Genomic DNA, 23544 nt, shown 5'->3' with positions numbered 1-23544 from the left:
CGCCTTAGTCCTGCATGTCGGAAAAGAGGTTATCGGATTCCAAGAAATCCAGACGGTCTTCTTCAACAGTGCCTTGGTTGATATCGCGCGTTTCGACCCGGCCATCGCCGTAGCCCAAAACGACCACATCGCAGATATCAATGAAAAGCCCGTTTTCAACCACCCCAGGCATTTGGTTCATCGCCAGCGACAATTGCTGTGCATTGCCGATCCGGCCCAGGTGCAGGTCGAGAATGTAATTGCCTTCATCAGTGATGAACGGGGTGTCGCTGTTCATACGCAGCGTGGCGTCTCGGCCCAATACATCCATGCTGATCAGCAGTTCCTCGATCAAGGATTTGGTGGTCTGCCAACCAAAGGGTATGACCTCAACCGGCAAAGGGAAAGCGCCCAGGCTTTCAACCTCTTTGCCCACATCGGCAATCACGACCATTTGATCACTGGCTGTTGCGACGATCTTTTCCTGCAGCAGGGCACCGCCACCCCCTTTGATCAGGTTCAGGTCGGCATCAAACTCATCTGCGCCATCGATTGTCACATCCAGCCACTTCGCCTCATCAAGGCTGATCACCTCAATACCGACTTCACGTGCCAGATCTGCTGTTCGGGTCGAGGTCGGAACCCCGCGGATTTTCAGCCCGTCGTCTCGGACCATCTCGCCCAGGCAGCGCACCATCCAGGCGGCAGTGCTGCCAGTACCTAGGCCCACGCGCATGCCGTCTTCGACAAAATCAACCGCGCGTTTCGCGGCAACGAACTTGGCTTTATCGATAGGTGATAATTCTCCAGACATGGCAGCGACTCCCCGATGTTTGGCAGCGGTTATAGGTGAGTTGTTTGCAGGGTGCGAGGGGGCAAACCTCGAGCGGTGCAAGTTTTGGTGGTTCAGGCGTCGTTTTTTGGCTGGCTGGGGCAGGGCCGTGACCTAATGTGGTCACATGACAAAAACATACCGACTACACTATGCGCCCGATAATGCCTCTCTTGTTGTTCGTTTGACGCTCGAAGAGCTGGGTCAGCCATATGAGACCATCTTGGTCGATCGACGCATCAACGGTCAAAAGTCCCAAGAGTATCTGAAAATTAATCCCAACGGTTTGATCCCGACATTGGAAACGCCGAATGGGCCACTGTTTGAAACGGCATCAATTCTTTTGTGGCTGGCTGACCGTCACGGTGCGTTGGTCCCCACACCGGATGATCCCGATCGGCCCCATTTTCTGAAATGGCTGTTCTTTGTCTCGAACACGTTGCACCCGACGCTTAGAATGATGTTTTACCCTGAGCAATATATCGGGCCAGACCCGGACCATCAGACCGCGTTGCGTCGGCATATGCGCGGCGAGTTGCAGCGGCACGTTTCGATTTTGGAGGGGGTTGCGTCGCAATCGCCACCTTGGTTCGGCGGTGCGCATCGTTCTGTTCTGGATTTCTACGTGGCCTGCACCCTGCGCTGGATGGTTTTGTACATCAGAGGTCGATCAAACCGGGTTTCGTTGGAGGCATGGCCGCATTTGCAGGCTTTGGCGGCGCGACTAGAGCCTTGCGAGAGTGTGACACGTGCAATACATGCCGAGGGTCTGGGTCCAAACCCTTTCACCGCGCCGCAATATCCAACACCTCCCGAAGGGTCCGCACTTTAATGTTCCTGTCTGTCTTCGATATGTTCAAAGTTGGCATTGGTCCGTCCTCGTCCCACACGATGGGTCCGATGGTCGCGGCCAACCGGTTCTTGGACAAAATGCGCGCGGCGCCGTTTCAATGCGCTGGCGTCAAAGGATCGTTGCATGGATCATTAGCCTTTACGGGTGTGGGTCACGCCAGCGACCGGGCTACCATTCTGGGGCTCGCCGGGTTCGTGCCGGAAACATATGACCACAAAAAGGCAGAGGCGGCGCTGGACGCGATCCGCGAAACACATGTGATCCGTCCCGCAGATCTGCCCGAACTTAAATTCAATCCCAAAGAGGATTTACTGTTCGACTTCGGCCCGAACTTGCCCGGCCATGCGAATGGCATGATCTTGATGGCGACGGACCCGCAGGGTGATGTGATCTTGCAGGAAACGTATTATTCCATCGGTGGAGGGTTTGTCATGACCGAAGCCGAATTGGCCGAAGGGCGAGACACGGATGAAGGCGCTCCGGTGCCTTATCCGTTTAAAACCGCAGCGGAAATGTTGGAGATGGCGGAAAGAAGCGGCAAGAGCATCGCCGCCATGAAGAAAGCCAATGAACATGCCCGGGGCGGGCCGGAAAATCTGAAATCTGGAGTTTCGCGAATTTGGCAGGTGATGAACGATTGTATCGAACGTGGCATGGCCGCGGAGGGGATTTTGCCCGGTGGTTTGCAGGTCAAACGTCGTGCAAAAGGCATCCGCGATGCATTGCTTGACGAACGGGGGACAAACCTCAATGCGCCGCACAAGATCAATGACTGGATGAGCGTCTATGCCATGGCCGTGAACGAAGAAAACGCGGCAGGTGGGCAGGTTGTGACCGCGCCCACGAATGGCGCGGCTGGCGTGGTGCCCGCCGTGATCAAATACTGGTTGGAACATGTACCCGGCGCTAGTGACGTGCAGATTGAAGATTTCCTACTTACAGCTGCCGCGATTGGCGGTTTGGTGAAGTTCAATGCATCGATCAGCGGTGCCGAAGCAGGCTGTCAGGCGGAAGTTGGATCTGCTGCTGCCATGGGCGCCGCCGGATTGGCGGCTGTGCTGGGCGGCACACCTGAACAGATTGAAAATGCTGCAGAAATTGCCCTGGAACATCATCTGGGCATGACCTGTGACCCGGTTGCTGGCTTGGTTCAGGTGCCCTGCATCGAACGGAACGGTCTGGGCGCGATCAAGGCCGTCAGCGCCGCGTCTCTGGCGATGCGCGGCGATGGCACGCATCTTGTGCCGTTGGATGCCTGCATCGAAACGATGCGACAAACCGGTGTGGACATGAGCGAGAGATACAAGGAAACGTCGCTGGGGGGCCTTGCCGTCAACATTCCCAACTGCTGATTTCCAACCAATTTCGCCAAATCTTCACTGCACCGCCAAATTTTCGCCCGGTTGCCAGTGCCATCCTCGATTAAATTTTGATGTAAATCGGGGATTTATCGCGATGCGATTGCTCTTTATCATTTTTCAATTGCCCTTTTGGGTTTTCCTGATCGTCGCAGGCGGCTTGTTTTATCTCGGTGAATTGAGTCATAGGGATACATTGGCAAAAAATCAGGAAATGGCCCGCGCTTTGGCAGGGAACCCGCCTGAAACGGTCTCGCTTGCTGAGTTTTCACGTGACGCGAATATCGGTTTGGCCCAGGAAATTTCGGTTAAAGCCGTGATTGACCCCGAATACAATTACGAGCTGACCAAGCAGCGTAAGGGCCCGGATACAGTTCGGTTTATGTTTGTCCTGTTTGATGCTGACGATGCCGCCGGCACAAAAGAAGCCCGTGGGGCGATGGTTCTGAGCGAAGCACAGAAACAAAAATTCATCGACGAATACTATCTTGAAAACTCTGAAATTGCCTTTGGTGCGGGAAGTGTTGTTTCCGTCGTGACGTTGAATGGCGTGGTCGAGAAAAGCCCTGATCTGTCATCGCTGGTGCGCGATGCGTTTGAGGATGAAAACCTGTCTAAGTCTGACGATTTCATCTACATTCAACCGTTTTTGGAAGGCCGTACAGCCGGGTTGACGCCGACCATGTCTGCGGATGAATTGCGCAACACAATCCGTTATGTAGCGCTGTTTGTTGGTTTGGTCGGAATTGCGAAATTCGTGATGCGCCGTCGGAAAAAGGCCGCATCCGATGATCCGAAAGAAGCACCTGACGCCAGTGAAAGTGCTTATGCGTTTGCAACGCCAGCATTGGAAACAAACCCTGAGACGAATTCAACGGCAGACGCAGAAATTGCACCTAAGAAGCCCAAAAAACCTTTGCCAATCAAATTGCTAGCTGCAATGGCTTTGATTGGCGTTGCCATTTATTCCGGTAAGTTCAGCTTGATACTGGTGTGTGTTTTGTTGGGTCTGTACCTGTTGATGATGCGCAAAACCGGCAATGCAGTTGCTGGTGGGCTCCAGAAATTGGCGAGCAAAGTTCCCGGACGGAAGCCGTCGGACGATGCGATTATGGCAAACGTACAGGCAGAGGCTGGGGCCTCTTTCGAGGAGGATAAAATGCTTGCTGATTGCGTCGAGGAGGAAAACGAATTGTCACACCCCGCAGATCAAGAGACACCCAAGAGCAAATTTGGTCTGTCACTACCGTCATTTGGACGCAAAGCGAAACCTGCCCCGGACCAAGTCACAGCCATGGATCCGGTTGCTGAAGAAGCCCCTGAGCGCCGTGGAATTAAACTGCCACTTCCAAAATTGACCCGAAAGGCAACGAGCGACGAGGATTTGAATGACGCGGCTATCCCAGTTGAAGAGAAGCGTCGTGGGTTCAAATTGCCCTTGCCGCTTTTGGGTCGAAAGGGAAAAGAAGCAGATGATGCACCCGCATCCGCCAATCCAGTTGTTAGCGTAGCGGCCAAAAAGGCCGCGATGCAGACGGCGTCATTGTCAACGGAAAGCGAAGTTGAAGAAAAACTTGGGCTGGCCGACAAGTTGCAATTGCTGATGGCACGCTTGGTTCCGGCTGAACGCGAGCCAAAAGTGTTTGCTGGACGCCCTGACCCCTTTGACCGGCTGGCGGATGATGCGCAACGGTTATCGACCCGCTAAACCACCCGCTCTTGCCATAGAATCCCGATTGTAAAAATTCCGCCGCGCGCCTAGCGTCGCGCCATGGGCAGTGACCGCACTCTTTTCGGCATTCTTTTGATGATCGGGTTTTCGCTGATTGCCCCATTGATGGACAGTTTTGCGAAACTTATCGGGGACGCTGTGGCGGTTGGTCAGATTGCGGCCACCCGGTTTGCAGTACAAGCGGCTTTGCTGTTGCCATTGGCGGCGCTGATGGGGTGGATGCACCGGCCGGGACGTGGCGAAATTGGGCTACATCTGGTGCGTTCCGCCCTGTTGATGGTGGCAACGGCATTCTTTTTTACCGCCATTCGCTACATGCCCATTGCCGATGCGATCGCGATCTTTTTCGTAGAACCTTTCATTCTGACGCTGCTCGGCGGTTGGCTTCTGGGTGAGCAGGTGGGACTTCGCCGTTACATCGCTTGCGCCGTTGGGTTTGGTGGTGCACTCCTGATTATTCAGCCAAGTTTTCAAGAGCTTGGCGGTGTTGCACTGCTCCCCCTGGTTACGGCTTTATGTTTTGCGTTTTACATGATTTTGACGCGCCGTATGGCGACACAAATGCATCCCATTACCTTGCAGGTTTACACTGGACTTGCGGCTCTGATCATCGCGGTTCCGGTGCTTTGGGGCTTTAACGGCAGCGGTATTGCACCGTTGGATCCGAGCTGGCCGGCGCCGCGTGAATTGATGCTGTTGGCGGCCTTGGGTATTGTCGCGACGCTTAGCCATGTGTGCATCAGTTTTGCGCTTTCTCTTGCACCGGCCTCTGTTCTTGCGCCCTTGCAATATATCGAAATCGTCGGTGCCACGTTTTTTGGGTATTACATCTTTGGGGACCTGCCGGATGCCCTGACTTTTGTGGGGATCGCACTGATTGTGGGATCAGGCCTTTATGTGTTTCTGCGCGAAAGGCATATGCAACGACGGCCTACGCCTGCCCCCTGAAAATCGAGTTCGAAGGTCAGGAATAAGTGACTTTCCAGAAAGGGTGGGTCGTGAAAAACTGCTGATATTTTCAGGAGGACATTTTTCATGGCGAAGATACGGATCAAAGACGCGGCGACGCTGGCACAGCATTGTTATAAGGCAAGCCAGATACAGTCGCCCAGAATTGTTGATAGTCTGGATAAATCTGGGGTGCAGGCGCATCTTACAGAGAACGGGATACTGCTTTTACCCGGCAGCAACAGCTTATTGGACTATCTTCATTTCAATCTGCGTGTCTTCAATGTCGGGCAAAAGAAGTATCGGCTTGCTGACGGTGCAACCGAGCGAGGGGCTAGCGGGACGCGGTGGCACCAGGGCTTTCTGGTGTATTCCCGGATGGTACATGGCTGGATGGGTAATCGCCGGCCACGTTTGATCATCGGTCATTCGCTTGGGGCGGCGGCGACGCAAATTTTGTCAAAAACCTATAACGTCCACGGCATTGGCTTTGCCTCACCACGGCCAAAGAAAGGTGGGGGACGCGTGCAAAATGACGGCAAGTGTCTGTCGATTTGTCGGGTAGACGACACTGTTTGCGCGATGGCGCCGAATTTTAGCCATCTGGGGCAAGCCAAGTTCCTGGAACCGCCCGAAAACAATTGGGGTATGGACCATTCGATGAAAAACTACCGCAAAATTCTGGAAGCCAACAAAGGACCGGATCGAATACCCGAGACGTGGCCGTTTAGTTAGGCCAATCAGCCACAGTGCTTAGGAGAGCGCTGACAACGGTTTCCAGGCTGCTTAATGGCAGAATGATCAGCATTTTGGGCGCTGTCATACTGATATGCAAAGGGCCGGTCGTGCGGTTCGACGTCCCGATGCGTCCGTCAGGCGCGAAATTCAGGCCGGCGATGGGCCATTCCAATCCGTCGGAAACACCTTCAACGGCACCCAAAGGAAAAAGAGACACCAAAGTTGCGACTGGTAAGTCCAGTTTCAGAGAGGGGGCACAAGAACGCGATCTCGGTTTCGCCCATCAGAATGCAGCGCCGCTGTGGGTTCCGCACCAGCGCGTTGAAAGCCGCCAACTGGTGATCCAGGCGTGCGCCGGAAAATCCCACACCGATGATCAGCGGCGCGTTGATGTTGCGCAGACATTTTTCAAGATCCGTACTGTCTTGTTCGGTGATCGAATGTTGCTGATCTGCGGGAATGATCTGGCGCGCCGAATCGCTGATCGAATCAAAATCACCGATTACGGCGGCGGGCATAACGTTATGGACCAGGGCGGAATCGGCTCCGCCATCGGCTGCAACGATATGCGGGGCCAGCGCTAAAGCACGCGAAAGCCCTTGATTGTTTACCTCTGCGCCACCAATCAAAGTGACCGGTTCGGATTGTTGAACGATCATTTTTTCCCCGAGTTAACGCCAATTTATCGAAGAGAACACATTATCGCCACAAAATGGTACGCTAAAACTCCAAGAATCGGGCAGCTTTCGTCCCCCCCATGCTGGTAAAGACAGTCTTTGCAGGCAAAGCAAAGCGAGCGATTAAAATGGTTAACACAAGTAAAATTCTAACAGTTTCCTATGGAACCTTTTCGTGCACGTTGGAAGGATTTGATGATTCCTTCGATACGATGAAGGCCATTGCGGAATATTTCCGCGATCTGGCGGCAGATGACCGGTATTTTGGTGCAGAGCCTCCGACGCCCGATGCTGAGATGCTGGCGCGTATCGCCGAGCGCGAGATTGAGCGGCGCGTCGAAGCGCACGAAGATCAGGGCAAGATTGTCCTGCGTGCTGCAGATGCTCCTGCGGTCGCAGGGATTGCGGCCTTGGCCGACGTAGTCGAAGACGAAGTGTCCGAACTGAGTGCTGGCGACACGGTTGCTGCACCGGAGCCTGAACAAGAGGCACAGGTGACTGATGAAGCACTTTCCGAAGAGCCTATTGCCTATCAAGGGGCTGAAAGTCCAGAATCGCCGCTGGAAATGAACAATGTCGCGAATGACGACATGCCCGAAGATGTCACGGTGGACGCGCCCCTTGCCGATGAGCCGGTTGCAGAGCCACAGGAAGAAATCGAAGCGGCAGCCGCTGAGGAAGTGGCCGTTGAAGAAATTACTGCGGCTGACGAAACGACCGATCTGGAAGTAGCTGCTGAAGATGATGGTGAAGCGGTAGAAGAAGAATCGGCCGAAGCCGAAATGGTTGAAGGTGAAGACGCGGCTTCGTCTGATGACGCTATGGAAGACGAAGCAGTTGAGACGGCAGAAGAGTTCTTTGCGTCGGCACCTGAAGCAGATCCAGAAACATATTATGAGCCTGAAGATGTTGATGAAGTCGCGGCGCACCCAGATCCGGATAGTGTTGCTGCAAAACTGAGCCGAATTCGTTCAGTCGTATCCCAAAACAGTCAGACCCAGGATCAGAGTGATTTTAGCGAAGATGAGCATGCGCAAGACTTTCTGAGTGATACCGCCGCTGATCTCGACGCGGCGCTGGCGCAGGATGATGCGGCGGAAATGGACGCTCTGGAAGAAGAGGAACAGGAATCCACACCGGACGCAGATATTCTTGCATCGCTGGCTGGTGCAGCCGCTGACGATCAAATTGTTGACGATGCGCCTGCCGAAAAGGCGGATGAGGCTGAGGAAAACGATGGCGAAATGCCAGACACACTTTCGCAGCTGTTGCAGGATCTCGATTGCCGAGCAGTCAGAAACTGACGATGTCGTGGTCGATGAAGTCGACGATAGTTCAGAAGACGTTGTTTCGGAGGATGCTGCGGACGATGTCATGGCGACCGAAGAGCAATCTGATCTTGCAGAAGAAACAGCGCATGATGATCTGAATGCGCGCGTGATCAAAATGAAACGTGAAGATCTGGAAGGCCTCGAGGGGTACGACGCGGATCAAGATGTTTCGAGCGATCTTGCGGATGAAGGCTTCGAAGACGCGTCTGAGGAGACTGCTGATTCCGAAAATATCTTGAGCCCTGAAGACGAAGAAGAACTGCAGCGCGAATTGGCTGAGGTTGATGCTGATCTGGTCTCATCTGAAATGCTTCAGGATGAGCCCGAAGTTGCGGAAAGCGAAGAAGGCGTTTCGGCTGAAATGGCGGAAGAAGAGGCCGTTGAAGAAGAAGCTGAAGCGGCTCGTGAAGGACGCGCCAAATTTGATATGGCGGATGATCAATCTGATCTCGAGCGTATCTTTGACGAAGCGGACAGTCAGCTTGAAAAACCAGAGTCTAACCAACGTCGTAGTGCTATTCAGCATCTGCGGGCCGCTGTTGCGGCAACGCGTGCCGAAAAGAAGGCGGGCGCTGATCTTCAGAAAAATGTTGATGACACACCCTATCGTAGCGATCTGGCGAGCGTCGTGCGTCCGCGCCGGCCCAGTGCGTCGGATGGAACCCGGTCTGAGCGTCCGAGCGAAAGCCGTCCTGCGCCGCTCAAACTTGTAGCAGAGCAACGTATTGACACGGAACGGGATCCCGTGCGTCCGCGCCGCGTATCAGCAGCCGAATTGAATGCGGCGACCGAAGCGTCGTCGGTGGATAGTGACAGCAGCTTCAGCGAATATGCCCAAGAAATGGGTGCAACCCAATTGCCAGAACTTCTGGAAGCGGCAGCGGCTTACATGTCCGATGTTGAGGGTCGCTCACAATTCTCACGGCCAATGTTGATGCACAAGCTGCAGGAAGTTGAGAAAGATAACTTCTCGCGAGAAGACGGCTTGCGCTCATTCGGGCAGTTGTTGCGCGATGGTAAGCTTCAGAAGATCAAAGGCGGTCGTTTCACAGTTACCGAAGAAACCGAGTTTCGGGATGAAGCGCGCCACGCTGGCTAACGCGCTTTAGAAATCGCATCAGCCCCGGAGAACTTTGGTTTTCCGGGGCGTTATCATTGCCAAAGGTGTGATTTCGGCCGACAGCACATCAGATGATACTATCGATACTTCGTCAGACCCGAACCATACCACCGAAGGCATGTTGACGTACTTGTCCAGGTAGTTCGCCGTACTTCTCAACGAACCATTTTTTCATCAAGGTTACATTTGAAAAGCCGCAGGCGACCGATACTTCGTTGATCGGGAGTGAAGTCTGTGCCAGCAAACTGCGGGCGCGATCTAACCGCAGGTCCCGATACACTTTCAAGGGTGTTTGATTCAGCAAGTCCCGGAAGCCGCGCTCGAGTTTGCGGGGTGATACATCCAGAATGTCGGCAATCTGCCCTACGGTCAGCGTGTCTTCCAAATGTTCCAGCATGATTTTCAACGCGTCGCTGATCACGAGGTTGCCCTGCGCCAAACGCTTGTACCGCCAGTGTTCGGCCATTCCGGTGTCTTCGTCAGGGTCGCTGAGCCCCATATATTTGGTCAACGTGGCGCGCGTGAATTCACCATCGCGGGCCCCGACGAGTTCTACCATCATACGGATGGCGGCCGCCGGACTGACCGCGCTGGACAAGGCCTTGTGGTGGCACGTGGCTCCTTCGGTCAGTTCCAGCATGCGCCCAGTTTCGCGTACACCTGGGCGAAAATTGGGATGGACCGAAAGTTGTTTTGTCCCCAACACACCTGCAGCCAAGGGGACAAACACGGCAGACCCTACCACACAAACCCGCGCTGCATTCCGAATACAGGCCCGCAGGTTCCGCAAATATTCCGGTGAGGGGCGCCAAGGATTCTCAATCCCGCCTACCAGCACCAGTGTTTGGTCCGGTCCACAAATAGGTCCATCCTGCAAGCAAGCCTCACCGGTGTAATGCGTCCAATGGTATCCACCTTCGCCCGTAAGTCTGTTTGCCGATCGCAACACATCAATGCATGCCTCTGCGGCGAATGAGACGGTTTCATCCTGTGACAAAAATACGAAATCGCCTGACAGGCTGCGTCGGCAGTGCATGGCGGCAGGAGCGGGGGATCGTGCTGTTTCCAGTGTTTCAAGATACATCGCGAATTTCCTTCTCCGTTTGAGCGGTTTTGGCGTGTCGCCGTTTAGGCGGTGTTGTGGATTGACGTTTCAATCGCATGCAGGAATGACTTGGCGGACGAGCTGGCAGACAAAAGCATGTATGCGTCAGGACCCGTTCGGATGATCAACGTACCCAAATGTTCCATGATGGTCCGTGCGGCGTCCCCTTCCAGAAAGACGCCTGGGTTCAAATCGATAGGGCAGATGCGTTCAAGAACCGTGCGGGACTTAGCGCCGTCCAGAACCAAACCACTCCACACATCTGTTTGATCGGTTGTGTAGACAGCGCCCTTCAATTTGCCGGCGATAACGGGCTCGGCATCGGGTGTGGCGTGGGTGAAAATCACAAACGCAGCATCGGATGACAGGCGGGCGATCCGCATTGCACCATCTTTATTGGTCACGGTTTTGCCGACGTTGGGCAACGCGACACCAAAGGCTGATTTGATGGTTTTTTCAGCGCTGGATCTCGCCCCCCATTGGTAATGCCATTGAAACAATGGCCAAATTCGCGGGTGCTGATAAATGGACGCCGTCAAAACGTTGATCGTAGCCGTCTAGAGGCGGTGCAGAGATGAGTGTGTAATCAGGCACGCAGACGCTCTCCTTCGGGATCAATGAAATGGGCTGAGACAATCTCGACGTCCATTTCAGTGTCATGGATTGGGCTCACGGCGCGTACGATTTCGCCAATGCGCTCATGTCCGGCCTTGATGAAGCCCAGGCCGATGGAGTGGCCCAGCGATGGTGAATAGGCCACGGAAGTCATCCAGCCCTGGTCATTGGCCATCACGGCTTCATCTTCCGTGTTTATAAAATGCGACCCCGCAATCAGTTTTACGCTCCGGTCAACCGGGCGGAAGCCAACCAACCGAATAGCGTCATCCCGGTTGAGTTCCGGGCGCTTTGAAAGGGTCTGGCCAATACAGTCTTTCTTCTGCGAGACCATTCCGCCAAGCCCAAGGTTAAGAGCTGTGGTTTGACCATTCAGTTCATTGCCGGCGGCATGGCCCTTTTCGATCCGCATCACCCCAAGGGCTTCGGTGCCATAGGGCACTGCGTCGAATTCTTCTCCGGCTTTCATGAGCACTTCCATCATCGCATTGCCGTAGCGCGCGGGCACAGCGACTTCGTATGCAAGTTCGCCAGAGAATGAGATGCGGAAGAGACGTGCGGGCGTTCCGCCACACACGGATACCTCGCCACAGGCCATGAAAGGGAACGCCTCGTTCGAAATGTCATGCGCCTCGTCGACCACTTTGCGCAGAAGGTTTCGCGCATTCGGGCCGGCGACAGCAAACTGAGCCCATCCATCTGTGGTGGAAATCAAGTGCACGTCCATATCCGGGCACAGGCATTGCCGTACAAATTCCATCCGGCGAAACACCAGTACCGCATTGGCGGTTGTCGTGGTCATTACGAAATGGTTTTCGGACATCCGCGCCGTTGTGCCATCATCGTAGCAGATGCCATCTTCGCGCAGCATCAAGCCATATCGCACTTTGCCAACCGCCAGTTTGCCGAAGGCGTTGGCGTAAACCACGTTTAGGAAGGCAGCGGCATCCTTGCCCTGAATGTCGATTTTGCCAAGCGTGGTCACATCGCAAATACCAACGGAGTTGCGGGTCATTTCAACCTCGCGGTCTACACTGTCGCGCCAGCCTTTTTCGCCTGGGCGCGCAAACCATTGAGCGCGCAGCCAATTTCCGACTTCCACAAATGTTGCACCATTGGCCTTGGCCCATTCGTGGCTTGGCGTCAAACGGTAGGGACGGAAGTCTTTGCCCCGCGCCCGCCCGCCCAAGGCGCCCAATGGAATAGGCGTGTAAGGGGGCGAAAAATGGTCGTTCCGGTGTCCTGCAGGGATTTACCGGTACACTCCGCCATAATGGCAAGCGCTGGAATATTCGCCGTTTTGCCCTGATCAGTGGCCATGCCCAAAGTCGTATAACGCTTGAGATGCTCGACGGAGCGGAAACCCTCGCGGTAACTTTGCTTGATGTCTTTGACAGTGACGTCGTTTTGTTGGTCCAACCACGCGCGCTTGGTGCTTTCTTGCACATGCCAGATTGGCATGCATTCACGGGCTTCGTCTTCTGCCTTGGGCGCAGATTTCCGCGATGGGGTGAAGCCCAGGTCTTTGATCTGTTGGTTTGCGACACTTCGGCCTTCGGCCAAGGCGCTTGCCAGCGTCATTGAGCCGTTTGCTGCACCTGCAACGGCCATGCCTGGTGGTAATTCAGCGCCCGGTACGAAGGCGCAGATGTCATCGCGCCACGTTGGCTTGCCCCGTTGGTGACATGTCAAATGCACGTTGGGGTTCCAGCCTCCAGAGACCGCCAGACAATCCGCAGGGATCACCTGGCCACTGGTCAGAGTGACGGATTTGAGACCCTTGCGACCTACCGTGTCCATAACAGCAGCATTGCGAATGTGCCGCGCGCCAGGCACGTCGATCACCGCGGGCGCATCGCGCGTGTCGATGATGTTTGTCACGTCCACGCCTTTGGTCGCCAGATCGGCTGCTGTTCGCCAACCATCATCGTTGTTTGTGAACACGGCCATCTGTTGACCCGGGGTGACCCCGTAGCGATTGACATAGGTGCGCACGGCGCCCGCCAGCATGATGCCGGGGCGGTCGTTGTTGCCAAACGCAATGGGACGTTCCGTTGACCCCGCCGCCAGAACCGCGCGCTTTGAGTAAATGCGCCACAAGACTTGTCGTGGTTTGCCATTTGCACTGGCCAAATGATCCGTACACCGTTCGAGCGCGCCATAAATGCCGTGGTCATATGCCCCATAAACCGTGGTGCGAGTCATCAGGCGGACGTTATCCATCGCGCCAAGTTCTGCCATGGCTTGCGCAGCCCATTCGGAGCCAGCCATGCCATCAACCTCCAACGTTTCAGCGTTGAGGCGGCCTCCCATGGTGAAATCTTCATCCGCCAGAATAACCTGTGCTCTGCTGCGCCCGGCCGCCAGTGCGGCACTCAGACCCGTGGGACCGGCGCCGATGACCAAAAGATCGCAGTGTAGAAAACCTTTGTCATAACTGTCCGGATCTTCCTGCATCGACAGGCTTCCCAAACCGGCTGACTTGCGGATCATCGGTTCGTAGAGCTTTTCCCAGAAGGCTTTGGGCCACATGAACGTCTTGTAGTAAAAACCTGCGCTCAGAAACGGGGCCATCAGATCGGTGACGGCCATCAGGTCGAATTCCAGCGATCCGCGGTGGTTTTGGCTTGTTGCACTCAGCCCGTCGAATAATTCGGCAACTGTCGCTCGTGTATTGGGCTCCTGATGTGCGCCGCTGCGCAGCTGGACCAGAGCGTTGGGCTCCTCGGAACCGCTGGTCAGAATACCCCGCGGACGGTGATATTTGAACGACCGTCCAACCAGGCGTTGCCCATTAGCCAAAAGAGCGGAAGCCAGCGTATCACCCTGATACCCACGCATGGCCTTGCCGTTGAACGTGAATTTGAGCTCTTTGGACCGGTCAACCAGCCCACCTTCGATCCGATTCATCTGCGTCATTTGCTGCGCCCCCGGGCACGCGCGACATCGCGGGCCATTTCAACCTTGGATATTTCGTGGGTCAGCGTGTCGCGGGTGATCACAAGCCAAGACCGATCGCCCTGTTCGTGGTACCAGAGCTCCTGATGTTTGCCTGCGGTGTTGTCGCGCAGATACCCGTATTCGTAAAATTTTGCGTCGGCGTCTGGATCTTGCCAGTCGGGGCGGTCAATCAGACTGGCATCACCGAGATAGATGAATTCAGCCGCGTCTCGGGGGCCAAGCAATGGATGGTTGATGATCATGTCCTGTCCTCCCGTGTCAATGCAGGTTGGGCTGATTGCCCTGACCTTTTTCGTCAATGATGTGGCCGCGTTGGAACCGATCCAGGCGCATTTCGGTTGCCACCGGGTGCGGGGTATCCTTGGCCAGCAGATGGGCATAGCAATACCCGCTGGCCGGCGTGGCTTTGAACCCGCCGTAGCACCAGCCGCCGTTGAAAAAGAGTCCGTTGATGTCGGTCTTGTCTATGAAGGGTGACCCATCCATCGACATGTCCATGATCCCGCCCCAGCTGCGGAGAAGTCGCGCGCGTCCAATCATGGGCATGATCGCCATGCCGCCTTCGGCAACGTCCTCAACGACCGGAAGATTGCCGCGTTGGGCATATGTATTGTAGCCGTCGATATCGCCGCCAAAGACCAAGCCGCCTTTGTCGGATTGACTGACGTAAAAATGCCCGGCGCCAAAGGTGATCACCCCGGGCAATACGGGCTTTAATCCTTCAGTGACGAAGGCTTGCAAGACGTGGCTTTCGATAGGCAGACGCATCCCGGCCTGCGCCATGACGCGGCCAGAAGAACCGGCCACGCACACCGCGACCTTTTTGGCTCGGATCGCGCCGCGGCTGGTTTCCACGCCACGACACATGCCATTTTGGATATCAAAACCTGTCACTTCACAGTTTTGGATGATATCCACGCCTCGGCTGTCCGCGCCGCGCGCATATCCCCAAGCCACTGCGTCGTGGCGAACGGTGCCACCGCGTCGTTGATACAGGCCGCCTTTGATCGGGAAACGTGCATTGTCGTAATCAAGAAACGGCAATTCTGCGCGCAGCTGTTCCACATCGGCATATTCCGCATCAGCTCCGGCCAGGAACATCGCGTTACCGCGCCGGATGAAAGCATCCCGCTGAGCATCCGAATGCACCAGGTTCAAGATTGACCGCTGACTGATCATGGCGTTGTAGTTGAAATCCTGCTCCAGGTTTTCCCACAACTTCATCGACAATTCGTAGAAAGGCTCGTTTCCGGGCAGCATGTAGTTCGAGCGGATGATCGTTGTGTTGCGACCGATATTGCCCGACCCAAGCCAGCCTTTTTCGAGAACCGCGACATTTGTCAGTCCGTATTCCTTGGCCAAGTAGTAGGCAGTGCTAAGACCGTGCCCGCCACCGCCGATGATGATTATGTCGTATTCGGGTTTGGGGTCTGGTTCACGCCAAACAGGCTTCCAGCCTTTGTTGCCAGTTAAACCCTGGCTGAATATCTTTAGAGCGGAATAGCGCATTGGGCGTCGACCTCTGAGTCACATTGCGCAAGCATCGCTGGTTAACGGCGAATCGACTTTCCCAAAATAGACCGTTATGTATCTAAAATGGACGAAATTGGTACAATCGCTCAAACGCGTCGCATCGGGGTTCTGACGTTACCGGGATTCGCATTGCTGTCATATTCGTCGACGGTTGAACCCATGCGTGCAGCCAATTTGCTGGGGCGGCGACTGCTCTATGACGTTATCAACATCGGACTGACGGCGGAGCCGGTATCAAGTTCGGGCGCGGCTGTTGTTCTGCCGCAAGCCACAATCTCCGATGATCCGAAACTGGACTATCTTTTTGTCGTCGCTGGGGGGATCCCTCAAAATATCAAGACAGAGCGGTTATCCCCTGGTTGGCCCGGATGGCGCGACGCGGCACGCAATTGGGTGGCGTATCGGGCGGGCCGTTGATCCTTGCAAAGGCTGGCTTGATGGACGGGCGGCGTATGACGGTTCATTGGGAGCATGCCGAAGCGCTTTCGGAGATTTCACCTCATCTGATGATTGACCGCACACTTTATGTGATCGACCGGGACCGGGTGACATGTGCGGGGGGACGGCCCCTCTCGATCTGATGCATGCATTGATTTCCCGGCATCACGGCGTGCCATTTGCGCGGCTTGTCAGTGACTGGTTCATGCACACGGAAGTTCGCCCTTCAATCGGCCCGCAACGGGGCGGGCTGGTAGAGCGCGTCGGTTCCACCAACGCGGCGATTATCGAGGCAGTGGGCGCCATGGAAACGCATGTGGCTGAGCTGATAGGGCTGGATGATTTGGCGCGGGTGGCGGACGTCTCACCACGACAATTGAACCGCCTATTTAGAGAGAAATTGGGCCGTTCTACGATGGCGTATTACCGTGAGCTACGCCTTGAAAAGGCGCAAAGCCTTCTGCGAAACTCGGCCTTGTCCCTTACGGAAATTGCACTGGCGACCGGCTTCGCGAACTCGTCGCATTTTTCGCGAGTGTACACGCAGCATTTTGACAGACCGCCATCCGCGAGCCGATAGGCATCTTGCGCGCAGGGCCGTTTGCAGCATAGGGTCGCGCAAAATTGGAGGGGCCTATGCATATCCTGGTTTTGCAACACGAAAGCGTCGAACACCCCGGAGTTTTCCGTCATTTTTTGGCCGAGGACGGGCACACTTGGGATGCCATCGAGCTGGATGAAGGCGAAGCATTGCCATCGCTCGAAGGTTATGATGCTCTTTGGGTTTTGGGTGGCCCGATGGATGTCTGGCAGGAAGAGGAGCACCCCTGGCTGAAAGACGAAAAAGTGTTCATTCGTAAGGCTGTAGAGGAAAAAGGATTGCCTTTTCTGGGGCTTTGTCTTGGACACCAATTGCTGGCGGAAGCATTGGGGGGAGCGGTTGGACCGTCTGAGACCCCGGAGATTGGTGTGATGGAAGTCCAGCTTACGGAAGCTGGGGCGACGGGTGTATTGTTCGATGGATTGCCAGAACGGTTTGAGACACTTCAGTGGCATTCAGCAGAGGTGAAGCAGATGCCGCCTGGCGCGCAGTGTCTGGCGACTTCGCCGGCATGCCCTGTACAGGCGATGAAGTGGGGCACACGCGCCGTGTCGATGCAATTTCACATAGAACTCGAAGCCGACACGGTGCGAAATTGGGCAGTTATTCCGGAATATGCTGGTGCCTTGGAAAAAGCGATGGGAGCCGGTGCCGTGGAGAAATTCGATGCCGATTGCGCCGCGCGCATGGACGACTTCAATTCCATGGCCGAACGGCTTTACATGAACTGGCTGCAGATGACCGCCAAAGCCGGTTAAGTCTCGGCGGCGCGCGTCAGTGAGAGGCGCGCCGTTTCAAGATGTTCTTTCATCACATTGGCCGCGCGCTCTGGCTCACGTGTTCGAATTGCGTTCAGTATTTGGCGGTGCTGGGCATTGTATTGATTGATCGTGCGCGCGTCCAAAGTCAGGTGTCGCATGCGTGTCCAATCGTCCTGACTACGCACATGCGCGATCTGATCGATGATCCAGATCAACAGGCCATTTCGGGTTGAGCCCGTCAGAGCGCGGTGGAATTCGGTATCGACTTCGGAAAACGAAACCGGGTCGTCGGCCAAGCTTTCCATCTGCGTACAAAGCGCTTCCATCTTGTCGAAATCGGCGCGGCGCCCGTGCAGAACGGCCAGCCTGCAAATATGTGGTTCAAGCGCGAATCTGGTGTCCATCAATTCGAGCGGCGTCGCGTTTTCGATGGCGTCAGATGCCGAATCGGTAGGCATGTGAACCACATATGTACCGCTGCCTGGGCGAATTTCGACAAAGCCCTCGCTTTCGAGCAAGTTCAGAGCTTTTCGGACCGTGCCGCGGGCCGCACCATATGTCTCTGACAGCACTCTTTCTGGCGGTAAACGGTCATGCAGTTGCAAAATTCCCTTTGAAATCTCGCGTCTTAGCAGGGCGGCGATGTCCGATGCGCCAAGTTTTTGATCCATAGTGCCTGTCATTCAAAACTCTTTGAATATAGACCAAAATTGAACCAAATTGAATGGATTTTTGGATTTTTGGACGTCATTGGATCAAAAGTGGTTGACTTTTGGGTGTCCAGTGAGAAGTATTTCGTTAACAAGAATGCAGAGCCTCGGTTTTGCGTATCAAGCCACCTTACGTGATCAAGGGAGCCCGATCGGATGGCAGTCAGAAATCAAACTGATTTCATCATCACTGATGTCTGTATACACCGCGGCCCCATTGCATGGAAGCTCGGAGCATCTTCAGCTGATCTCCGCACCGCTGTTCGAACATTTTCGATTACAGTTTTCGATTTGCCGCGCGCGGTTGCGAACATGAACGCGGCACCTGCATTCATTCACGATAATCTTGAACCAATTGAATCTGACCGGTCTGCCTTTGGTGTTTTGCAGCCGGTTTCACAACACCCCATCGAAACGGGGTGAACCACCGCGCTGATGGCGGATCATAACCACGCCAGGGCGATATATTCAGGGAGACTAAGACAGTGGCAACAGATCTAGAAAAGTTCGTCGAAGCCGAGGGCCGCGCCGAAAAGATCAAAGCAGTGCGCAAGATGATCGATGCAAAGGGCATCGAATATCTGTACCTGCAATTTGTATCCGTGACCGGCAAGATCATGGGCAAGGGCATCCCGGCCGACCATTGGGAAAGCGTCGCGATGAAGGGCTTCCAGTTGGTTTACGGTGCCACTGTGAACCTCTTTACCGACCGCGCTGGCAACTATCTGGGCTATGGTCCTGAGGCTGCCGAGCTTGTTGGTATCCCAGAGCCGGAAACGTTCATGCAGCTGCCTTGGGCGCCGCAAATCGGCCGGTTCTACTGCACACTCTTCCGCAACCGCGAGGAAAAGGAAAATCCGGGTGGGTACCTGACGTCGGATGGCCGCGGTAACCTGCGTCGCATGCATGACCAGTTCAAGGAAAAGCACGGCCGTTCGCTGCGGATCGGTACTGAGCCTGAAATGATGTGGCTGAAGTTCGATGAGAACGGCAAGCCAAAGGACGGCTATTCCAAGCCTTATTGCTATCACATCGACCAGTTTGAATCGCTGCGTCCGGTTTCGATGAAAGTGATCAAATATGCCCGTCAGATGGGCCTCGATATGATCCAGGGCGATCACGAGGACGCGCCCGGGCAGCTGGAATTGAACTGGATGTTCGATGACGTGTTGCGCAACGCCGACCGTCTGACCACCTATCGTCAGATCTGTGCACAGGTCGCGCGTGAAGAAGGTATCTTTGCCTGCTTTATGACGAAGCCGTTCATGGGTGTGTCTGCCTCGGGCTGCCACCACAACATGAGCCTGTGGCGTGGCGGTGAAGACGAGTTTGTGAAATGCGGGAACGATCCCGATGATCTGCCGGGCATGCCCGAGAATTACATGTACGTCAAAGGCGGCGAGAACACGTTCATGCCGGATGATGACGATCCGCAAATGCCAGGCAAAGAGGGCCTTGAGGCGATCGGCGGCGTGGTACACCACCTGCAGGCGCTGACAGCCATCGGTTCTTCCACAGTGAACTCCTATCGCCGTCTTTGGGACACCGGTTTCTGGGCACCGATCTTTGCAGACTGGGGTTTCCAGAACCGCACCACAGGTCTGCGCGTTTCGGCCCCTGGCCGGTTTGAATACCGCTCGGTTGACTCGATGGTAAACCCCTATCTGATGGGCTCGTGCCTTCTGGCGGCCATGGATGACGGCATCGACAACAAACTGGACCCAGGTCAGCCCGAAGAACGCAACATCTACGAGGCGATCAAGGCTGGTAAGCAGGTCAAGAAACTGCCGATGTCTCTGGGTGAAGCGCTTGATTTCCTTGAAAACAGCGAGGTTGTCCAACGCGGCTTGCCGGGTGAAATGTATCGCCTGTTCCATGAGTACAAGTACGACGAATACGCCCGCTTCATGGCGACCGTCACCGATTGGGACAACGACACGTATATGGAATGTCTTCCCTGAGGCACTCCTAAAACTGGCGGCAGGTTCCCTATGCCTGCCGCCTTTTCTGAACACTAGAACGACGCAACTTGAGGAGGCGCATCCAGATGTGCGGAATTGCTGGACTTATTCACAAGGGCAAAAGCTCGAATGTCGGGGCAGAAATGACCCAGATGCTCAAAGCCCTGAAACACCGTGGACCGGACAGCACCGGCTATGCGGTGTATGGCGAACCGACCGAAGGGGACTACATCCTGCGGGTCAACGTGGCGGAAGCCGAGGACATGGATCGCGGTCGTGGCATCCATCAGGTGATCAAGGATCGAATTACCGAAGTCGAGGCGATCTTGAAAGAGCATGGCGCCAAGGTGAAGGACAAGAAAGCCGACACTGAATATGCTCTGCGCTATGTGATCAGCCACGATGGCGACACCGCCAAAATGGCCGCCCATATCGAAGAGGGCGAAGGTGTCGAGATCATGTCTATGGGCAACGGTCTGGAACTGATCAAGGATCTGGGCGACGCCGATGATGTGGCAGGTCTCTATAATCTGAACGAATTCAAGGGCACGCATGGCATAGGCCACACACGTATGGCGACCGAGTCAGATGTGGATATCCGGTCGGCGCACCCATATTGGGCGTTCCCTTACAATGATGTGAGCGTTGTCCATAACGGTCAGATCACAAACTACTGGATCATGCGCCGCACCATGGAGCGCAACGGTCATCGTTTCATGTCGAACTGTGACAGCGAATTGCTGGCGGTCTATACGGCGCACAACCTGTCGCAGGGCATCTCGCTGGAAGACAGCCTGCGCAAGTCCATCGAAGAGATTGATGGTGTGTTTACCTATCTGGTGGCAACCAAAGATCAACTTGGCATGGCCAAGGACACGATGGCTGCCAAGCCGCTGGTTCTTTACGAATCGGACGATCTGATCGCCATGGCCTCTGAAGAGGTGGCGATCCGCGCGATCCTTCCCGAAGAAATTGACACAACTGATCCCTACGACGAGGAGGTTCGAGTATGGCAAGCGTAAGCGATGCAGAACTCAAAAAGATGACCCAGGAAGAGCGGGTCACCGCTCTGGGCATGCGCACCGAACAGCTGACGGGCAAGTCGCTCTATATCGAGTTTGACCCCGATGCGAGTGAGAATTTCACGTATCCCTGGGCGCCGGATGTTGATTTCAACAAACGGACCGAGCTGGATTGCGACGGGATGACCACAACCGAGGTCAATTCGAGCATCCGTGATCTGATGAAAGAGGGCTACGGCACAATCGTGCTTAAAAACCCTCGCGGCATGCACTCGCTTGGCGTGGGCATCCTCAGCCGCCTGAACCTGATCATCGAAGGGTCCACTGGCTACTTTGCGGTTGGTCTGATCGATGGGCCGAATGTCCGCATCAATGGTCGCGTTGGCTGGTCTTGTGGCGAAAACATGATGTCCGGTACGATCATGATCGAAAAGAACGCCGGTTCCACCTTTGGCGCTGCCATTCGTGGCGGTGATCTGGTGTGCCGCGGTTCGGTTGGATCACGGACAGGGATCGACCAAAAGGGCGGTACAATCATCGTTGGCGGTGATACAGGCGCGCTTTCGGGCTTCATGATGCAGCGTGGACGCATGGTTGTATGTGGCGATGCCGGCAAAAACCTGGGCGACAGTATGTATGATGGCACCATCTTTGTGGGTGGGAACATCAAGTCGCTTGGTGTTGATGCGATTGAGGCGGAACTGACCGATCTCGATAAAGCATGGCTGACACGCAAGCTTACACAATATGGCCTGATGCCTGACAAAGGTGTCGATCATTTCACAAAAGTCGTCGCGGGCAAAATGCTTTGGAACTACGACAATCTTGAGCCCACCGAGAAAAAACTCATTCTCTGAGGCATCGAAAGGATTAGAATTATGGCTGACGGTGATCTGCCCAAAAAACCAGCGCTGGCGCGCGATGTAAACCGCATCGGTGACAGCTTTATCTTCCCGCCAGCGGTGATGGATGACATCCACATCAAGTCTGAACTTGGCCGCTACCGGATGCGGGGCTTCTCGCTCTTCAAGAAAATCCCTCACTGGGATGATCTGACCTTCCTGCCTGGCACGCTGACGCGTTTCGTGATCGAAGGGTACCGTGAGAAATGCGAAACCAAGACGGTGATTGGCCCCCGCGCCAAGACGCCGCTGGAACTGGATATCCCGGTCTACATCACCGGTATGTCGTTCGGCGCGCTTTCATATGAAGCGAAGACTGCTTTGGCACGTGGTGCCACCATGGCCGGTACGGCAACGTGTTCTGGCGAAGGTGGGATGATCCCGGATGAGCGCCGCTATAGCTCCAAATGGTTCTACCAGTGCATTCAGTCGCGTTATGGCTTCAACCCGAACCACCTGGTTCTGGCGGATGGCTGTGAATTCTTCATCGGTCAGGGCTGTAAGGTTGGCCTTGGTGGTCACCTGATGGGTCAGAAAGTGACCGACCAGGTTGCCGAGATGCGTTCGCTGCCTGCCGGTATCGACCAACGCTCACCTGCCCGTCACCCTGACTGGCTGGGACCGGACGATCTGGCCCTGAAAATCCAGGAGATTCGCGAAGCAACCGATTGGCAAATCCCGATCCAGCTCAAGCTGGGTGCGAGCCGCGTCTATGACGACGTGCGGATGGCGGTGAAGTGTGACCCTGACAGCATCTATATCGACGGTATGGAAGGCGGCACGGGCGCAGGTCCGCACCTTGCGACCGAAGACACAGGTGTGCCCGGCATGGCGGCCATTCGTCAGGCGCGTAAAGCGATTGATGATCTGGGCAAACGCGGTGACATCACGCTGGTTTACGCGGGCGGTATCCGGAACGGTGCCGACGTGGCCAAGGCGATTGCTTTGGGCGCAGATGCCATCGCGATCGGCCACTCGGCTATGATGGCGCTGAACTGCAACAAGGACATCCCCGAGGCGAACTACCCCGAGGAAATCGGTGCAGAGCCGGGTTATTGCTACAACTGCCACACGGGCCGCTGCCCGGTTGGCGTTGCGACGCAAGACCCGAAACTGCGCGAGCGTCTTGATCCCGATGCGGCAGCAGAGCGTGTATATAATTTCCTACACACGCTCACCATCGAGGCACAGCTCTTTGCCCGTGCCTGCGGTAAAACCTATCTCCACTCGTTGGAGCCCGAGGATTTGGCCGCGCTTACGATGGAGGCTTCGGCCATGGCGGGTGTTCCCCTTGCGGGCACCAACCATACAGTCGGCATCGAAGATTATCACCACCTCTAATGTGTGGATCGTCCGACCGGTGACCT

The 23544-nt window shown here is 55.3% G+C and carries 22 protein-coding genes and 2 pseudogenes; 15 read left to right on the top strand and 9 right to left on the bottom strand.

Translation table 11 applies throughout. The features are described 5' to 3' along the window. Nucleotides 1-4: 4 nt before the first annotated feature. Complete coding sequence (rpiA, locus tag ACZ1HJ_RS03920) at nucleotides 5-793, bottom strand: ribose-5-phosphate isomerase RpiA (RefSeq protein WP_472721036.1); 789 nt, start codon at nucleotides 791-793, stop codon at nucleotides 5-7. A 145-nt stretch (nucleotides 794-938) separates the two neighbouring features. Here rpiA and ACZ1HJ_RS03915 point away from each other — a divergent pair, with 145 nt between their 5' ends. The 5 genes from ACZ1HJ_RS03915 to ACZ1HJ_RS03895 all read left to right on the top strand — a co-directional run bounded on the left by ACZ1HJ_RS03915 (nucleotide 939) and on the right by ACZ1HJ_RS03895 (nucleotide 6437). Beyond that, nucleotides 939-1643: a glutathione S-transferase family protein gene (locus tag ACZ1HJ_RS03915; RefSeq protein ID WP_472721035.1), complete on the top strand. Its 705-nt coding sequence runs from the start codon at nucleotides 939-941 to the stop codon at nucleotides 1641-1643. Then, nucleotides 1643-3016: an L-serine ammonia-lyase gene (locus ACZ1HJ_RS03910; RefSeq protein WP_472721034.1), complete on the top strand. Its 1374-nt coding sequence runs from the start codon at nucleotides 1643-1645 to the stop codon at nucleotides 3014-3016. The genes ACZ1HJ_RS03915 and ACZ1HJ_RS03910 overlap by 1 nt, the downstream gene beginning before the upstream one ends. A gap of 103 nt (nucleotides 3017-3119) precedes the next feature. Continuing rightward, nucleotides 3120-4730, top strand: coding sequence for a hypothetical protein (locus ACZ1HJ_RS03905; RefSeq protein ID WP_472721033.1), 1611 nt, complete (start codon nucleotides 3120-3122; stop codon nucleotides 4728-4730). Nucleotides 4731-4793: 63 nt separating this feature from the next. Next, nucleotides 4794-5702 (top strand): DMT family transporter, encoded by a 909-nt coding sequence (locus ACZ1HJ_RS03900; RefSeq protein WP_472721032.1) that lies wholly within the window; start codon nucleotides 4794-4796, stop codon nucleotides 5700-5702. Between the two features lie 87 nt (nucleotides 5703-5789). Continuing rightward, entirely contained in the window at nucleotides 5790-6437 is a 648-nt protein-coding gene (locus ACZ1HJ_RS03895; RefSeq protein ID WP_472721031.1) for an alpha/beta hydrolase family protein, read from the top strand. Here the strand turns inward: ACZ1HJ_RS03895 and ACZ1HJ_RS03890 are convergent. Both ACZ1HJ_RS03890 and ACZ1HJ_RS03885 read right to left on the bottom strand, forming a co-directional pair. Further along, the gene (locus tag ACZ1HJ_RS03890; protein WP_472721030.1) at nucleotides 6430-6657 is read right to left on the bottom strand and encodes a hypothetical protein; all 228 of its coding nucleotides are present in this window, start codon (nucleotides 6655-6657) and stop codon (nucleotides 6430-6432) included. The genes ACZ1HJ_RS03895 and ACZ1HJ_RS03890 overlap by 8 nt on opposite strands. Beyond that, a complete protein-coding gene (locus ACZ1HJ_RS03885; protein ID WP_472721029.1) occupies nucleotides 6629-7099 on the bottom strand; it encodes a thiamine pyrophosphokinase in 471 nt (156 codons plus the stop codon). Before ACZ1HJ_RS03885 ends, ACZ1HJ_RS03890 begins: the two co-directional genes overlap by 29 nt. A gap of 146 nt (nucleotides 7100-7245) precedes the next feature. Here ACZ1HJ_RS03885 and ACZ1HJ_RS03880 point away from each other — a divergent pair. Then, nucleotides 7246-7497: pseudogene (locus ACZ1HJ_RS03880) on the top strand (chemotaxis protein CheA); the annotation flags it as partial. Between the two features lie 856 nt (nucleotides 7498-8353). Continuing rightward, the gene (locus ACZ1HJ_RS03875) at nucleotides 8354-9547 is read left to right on the top strand and encodes a hypothetical protein (protein ID WP_472721028.1); all 1194 of its coding nucleotides are present in this window, start codon (nucleotides 8354-8356) and stop codon (nucleotides 9545-9547) included. 112 nt (nucleotides 9548-9659) lie between these two features. Here the strand turns inward: ACZ1HJ_RS03875 and ACZ1HJ_RS03870 are convergent, their stop codons facing one another. The 5 genes and pseudogenes from ACZ1HJ_RS03870 to ACZ1HJ_RS03850 form a co-directional block, all read right to left on the bottom strand. Continuing rightward, nucleotides 9660-10652: a helix-turn-helix domain-containing protein gene (locus ACZ1HJ_RS03870; RefSeq protein WP_472721027.1), complete on the bottom strand. Its 993-nt coding sequence runs from the start codon at nucleotides 10650-10652 to the stop codon at nucleotides 9660-9662. A gap of 44 nt (nucleotides 10653-10696) precedes the next feature. After that, nucleotides 10697-11077, bottom strand: a complete 381-nt coding sequence (locus ACZ1HJ_RS03865) for a hypothetical protein (protein ID WP_472721026.1) — start codon at nucleotides 11075-11077, stop codon at nucleotides 10697-10699. A 182-nt stretch (nucleotides 11078-11259) separates the two neighbouring features. After that, a pseudogene (locus tag ACZ1HJ_RS03860) lies at nucleotides 11260-14207 on the bottom strand (sarcosine oxidase subunit alpha family protein). Continuing rightward, nucleotides 14204-14491 (bottom strand): sarcosine oxidase subunit delta, encoded by a 288-nt coding sequence (locus ACZ1HJ_RS03855; RefSeq protein ID WP_472721025.1) that lies wholly within the window; start codon nucleotides 14489-14491, stop codon nucleotides 14204-14206. The pseudogene ACZ1HJ_RS03860 and the gene ACZ1HJ_RS03855 overlap by 4 nt, the downstream one beginning before the upstream one ends. A gap of 16 nt (nucleotides 14492-14507) precedes the next feature. Further along, nucleotides 14508-15758 carry a sarcosine oxidase subunit beta family protein gene (locus ACZ1HJ_RS03850; protein WP_472721024.1) on the bottom strand — a complete coding sequence of 417 codons (1251 nt, stop codon included), beginning with the start codon at nucleotides 15756-15758 and terminating at the stop codon, nucleotides 14508-14510. Between the two features lie 183 nt (nucleotides 15759-15941). Here ACZ1HJ_RS03850 and ACZ1HJ_RS03845 point away from each other — a divergent pair, with 183 nt between their 5' ends. From ACZ1HJ_RS03845 to ACZ1HJ_RS03830, 4 genes are read left to right on the top strand one after another with little or no spacing between them, the layout of a single operon-like run. After that, nucleotides 15942-16199, top strand: coding sequence for a hypothetical protein (locus tag ACZ1HJ_RS03845; RefSeq protein WP_472722255.1), 258 nt, complete (start codon nucleotides 15942-15944; stop codon nucleotides 16197-16199). Next, nucleotides 16151-16363: a DJ-1/PfpI family protein gene (locus tag ACZ1HJ_RS03840; RefSeq protein WP_472721023.1), complete on the top strand. Its 213-nt coding sequence runs from the start codon at nucleotides 16151-16153 to the stop codon at nucleotides 16361-16363. Before ACZ1HJ_RS03845 ends, ACZ1HJ_RS03840 begins: the two co-directional genes overlap by 49 nt. Beyond that, a complete protein-coding gene (locus ACZ1HJ_RS03835) occupies nucleotides 16333-16800 on the top strand; it encodes a GlxA family transcriptional regulator (RefSeq protein ID WP_472721022.1) in 468 nt (155 codons plus the stop codon). The genes ACZ1HJ_RS03840 and ACZ1HJ_RS03835 overlap by 31 nt, the downstream gene beginning before the upstream one ends. 56 nt (nucleotides 16801-16856) lie before the next feature. Next, entirely contained in the window at nucleotides 16857-17579 is a 723-nt protein-coding gene (locus ACZ1HJ_RS03830; protein WP_472721021.1) for a type 1 glutamine amidotransferase, read from the top strand. On the opposite strand, the gene ACZ1HJ_RS03825 is transcribed toward ACZ1HJ_RS03830, so the two are convergent. Then, nucleotides 17576-18265, bottom strand: a complete 690-nt coding sequence (locus tag ACZ1HJ_RS03825; RefSeq protein ID WP_472721020.1) for a FadR/GntR family transcriptional regulator — start codon at nucleotides 18263-18265, stop codon at nucleotides 17576-17578. The two genes, ACZ1HJ_RS03830 and ACZ1HJ_RS03825, sit on opposite strands and share 4 nt — an antisense overlap. Nucleotides 18266-18777: 512 nt before the next feature. On the opposite strand from ACZ1HJ_RS03825, the gene ACZ1HJ_RS03820 reads away from it, so the two are divergent. The 4 genes from ACZ1HJ_RS03820 (at nucleotide 18778) to ACZ1HJ_RS03805 (ending at nucleotide 23518) form a co-directional block, all read left to right on the top strand. After that, nucleotides 18778-20253: a glutamine synthetase family protein gene (locus tag ACZ1HJ_RS03820; RefSeq protein WP_472721019.1), complete on the top strand. Its 1476-nt coding sequence runs from the start codon at nucleotides 18778-18780 to the stop codon at nucleotides 20251-20253. A gap of 86 nt (nucleotides 20254-20339) precedes the next feature. After that, nucleotides 20340-21275 (top strand): class II glutamine amidotransferase domain-containing protein, encoded by a 936-nt coding sequence (locus tag ACZ1HJ_RS03815; RefSeq protein ID WP_472721018.1) that lies wholly within the window; start codon nucleotides 20340-20342, stop codon nucleotides 21273-21275. Further along, nucleotides 21263-22132: a GltB/FmdC/FwdC-like GXGXG domain-containing protein gene (locus ACZ1HJ_RS03810; RefSeq protein ID WP_472721017.1), complete on the top strand. Its 870-nt coding sequence runs from the start codon at nucleotides 21263-21265 to the stop codon at nucleotides 22130-22132. The genes ACZ1HJ_RS03815 and ACZ1HJ_RS03810 overlap by 13 nt, the downstream gene beginning before the upstream one ends. Nucleotides 22133-22153: 21 nt before the next feature. After that, complete coding sequence (locus ACZ1HJ_RS03805) at nucleotides 22154-23518, top strand: FMN-binding glutamate synthase family protein (RefSeq protein WP_472721016.1); 1365 nt, start codon at nucleotides 22154-22156, stop codon at nucleotides 23516-23518. Nucleotides 23519-23544: the final 26 nt, after the last annotated feature.

The organism is Roseovarius sp. JB2-10, assembly GCF_055693585.1.
Note: the sequence above shows the minus strand (reverse complement) of the source record. Positions and strands in the feature narration are given on the sequence as shown.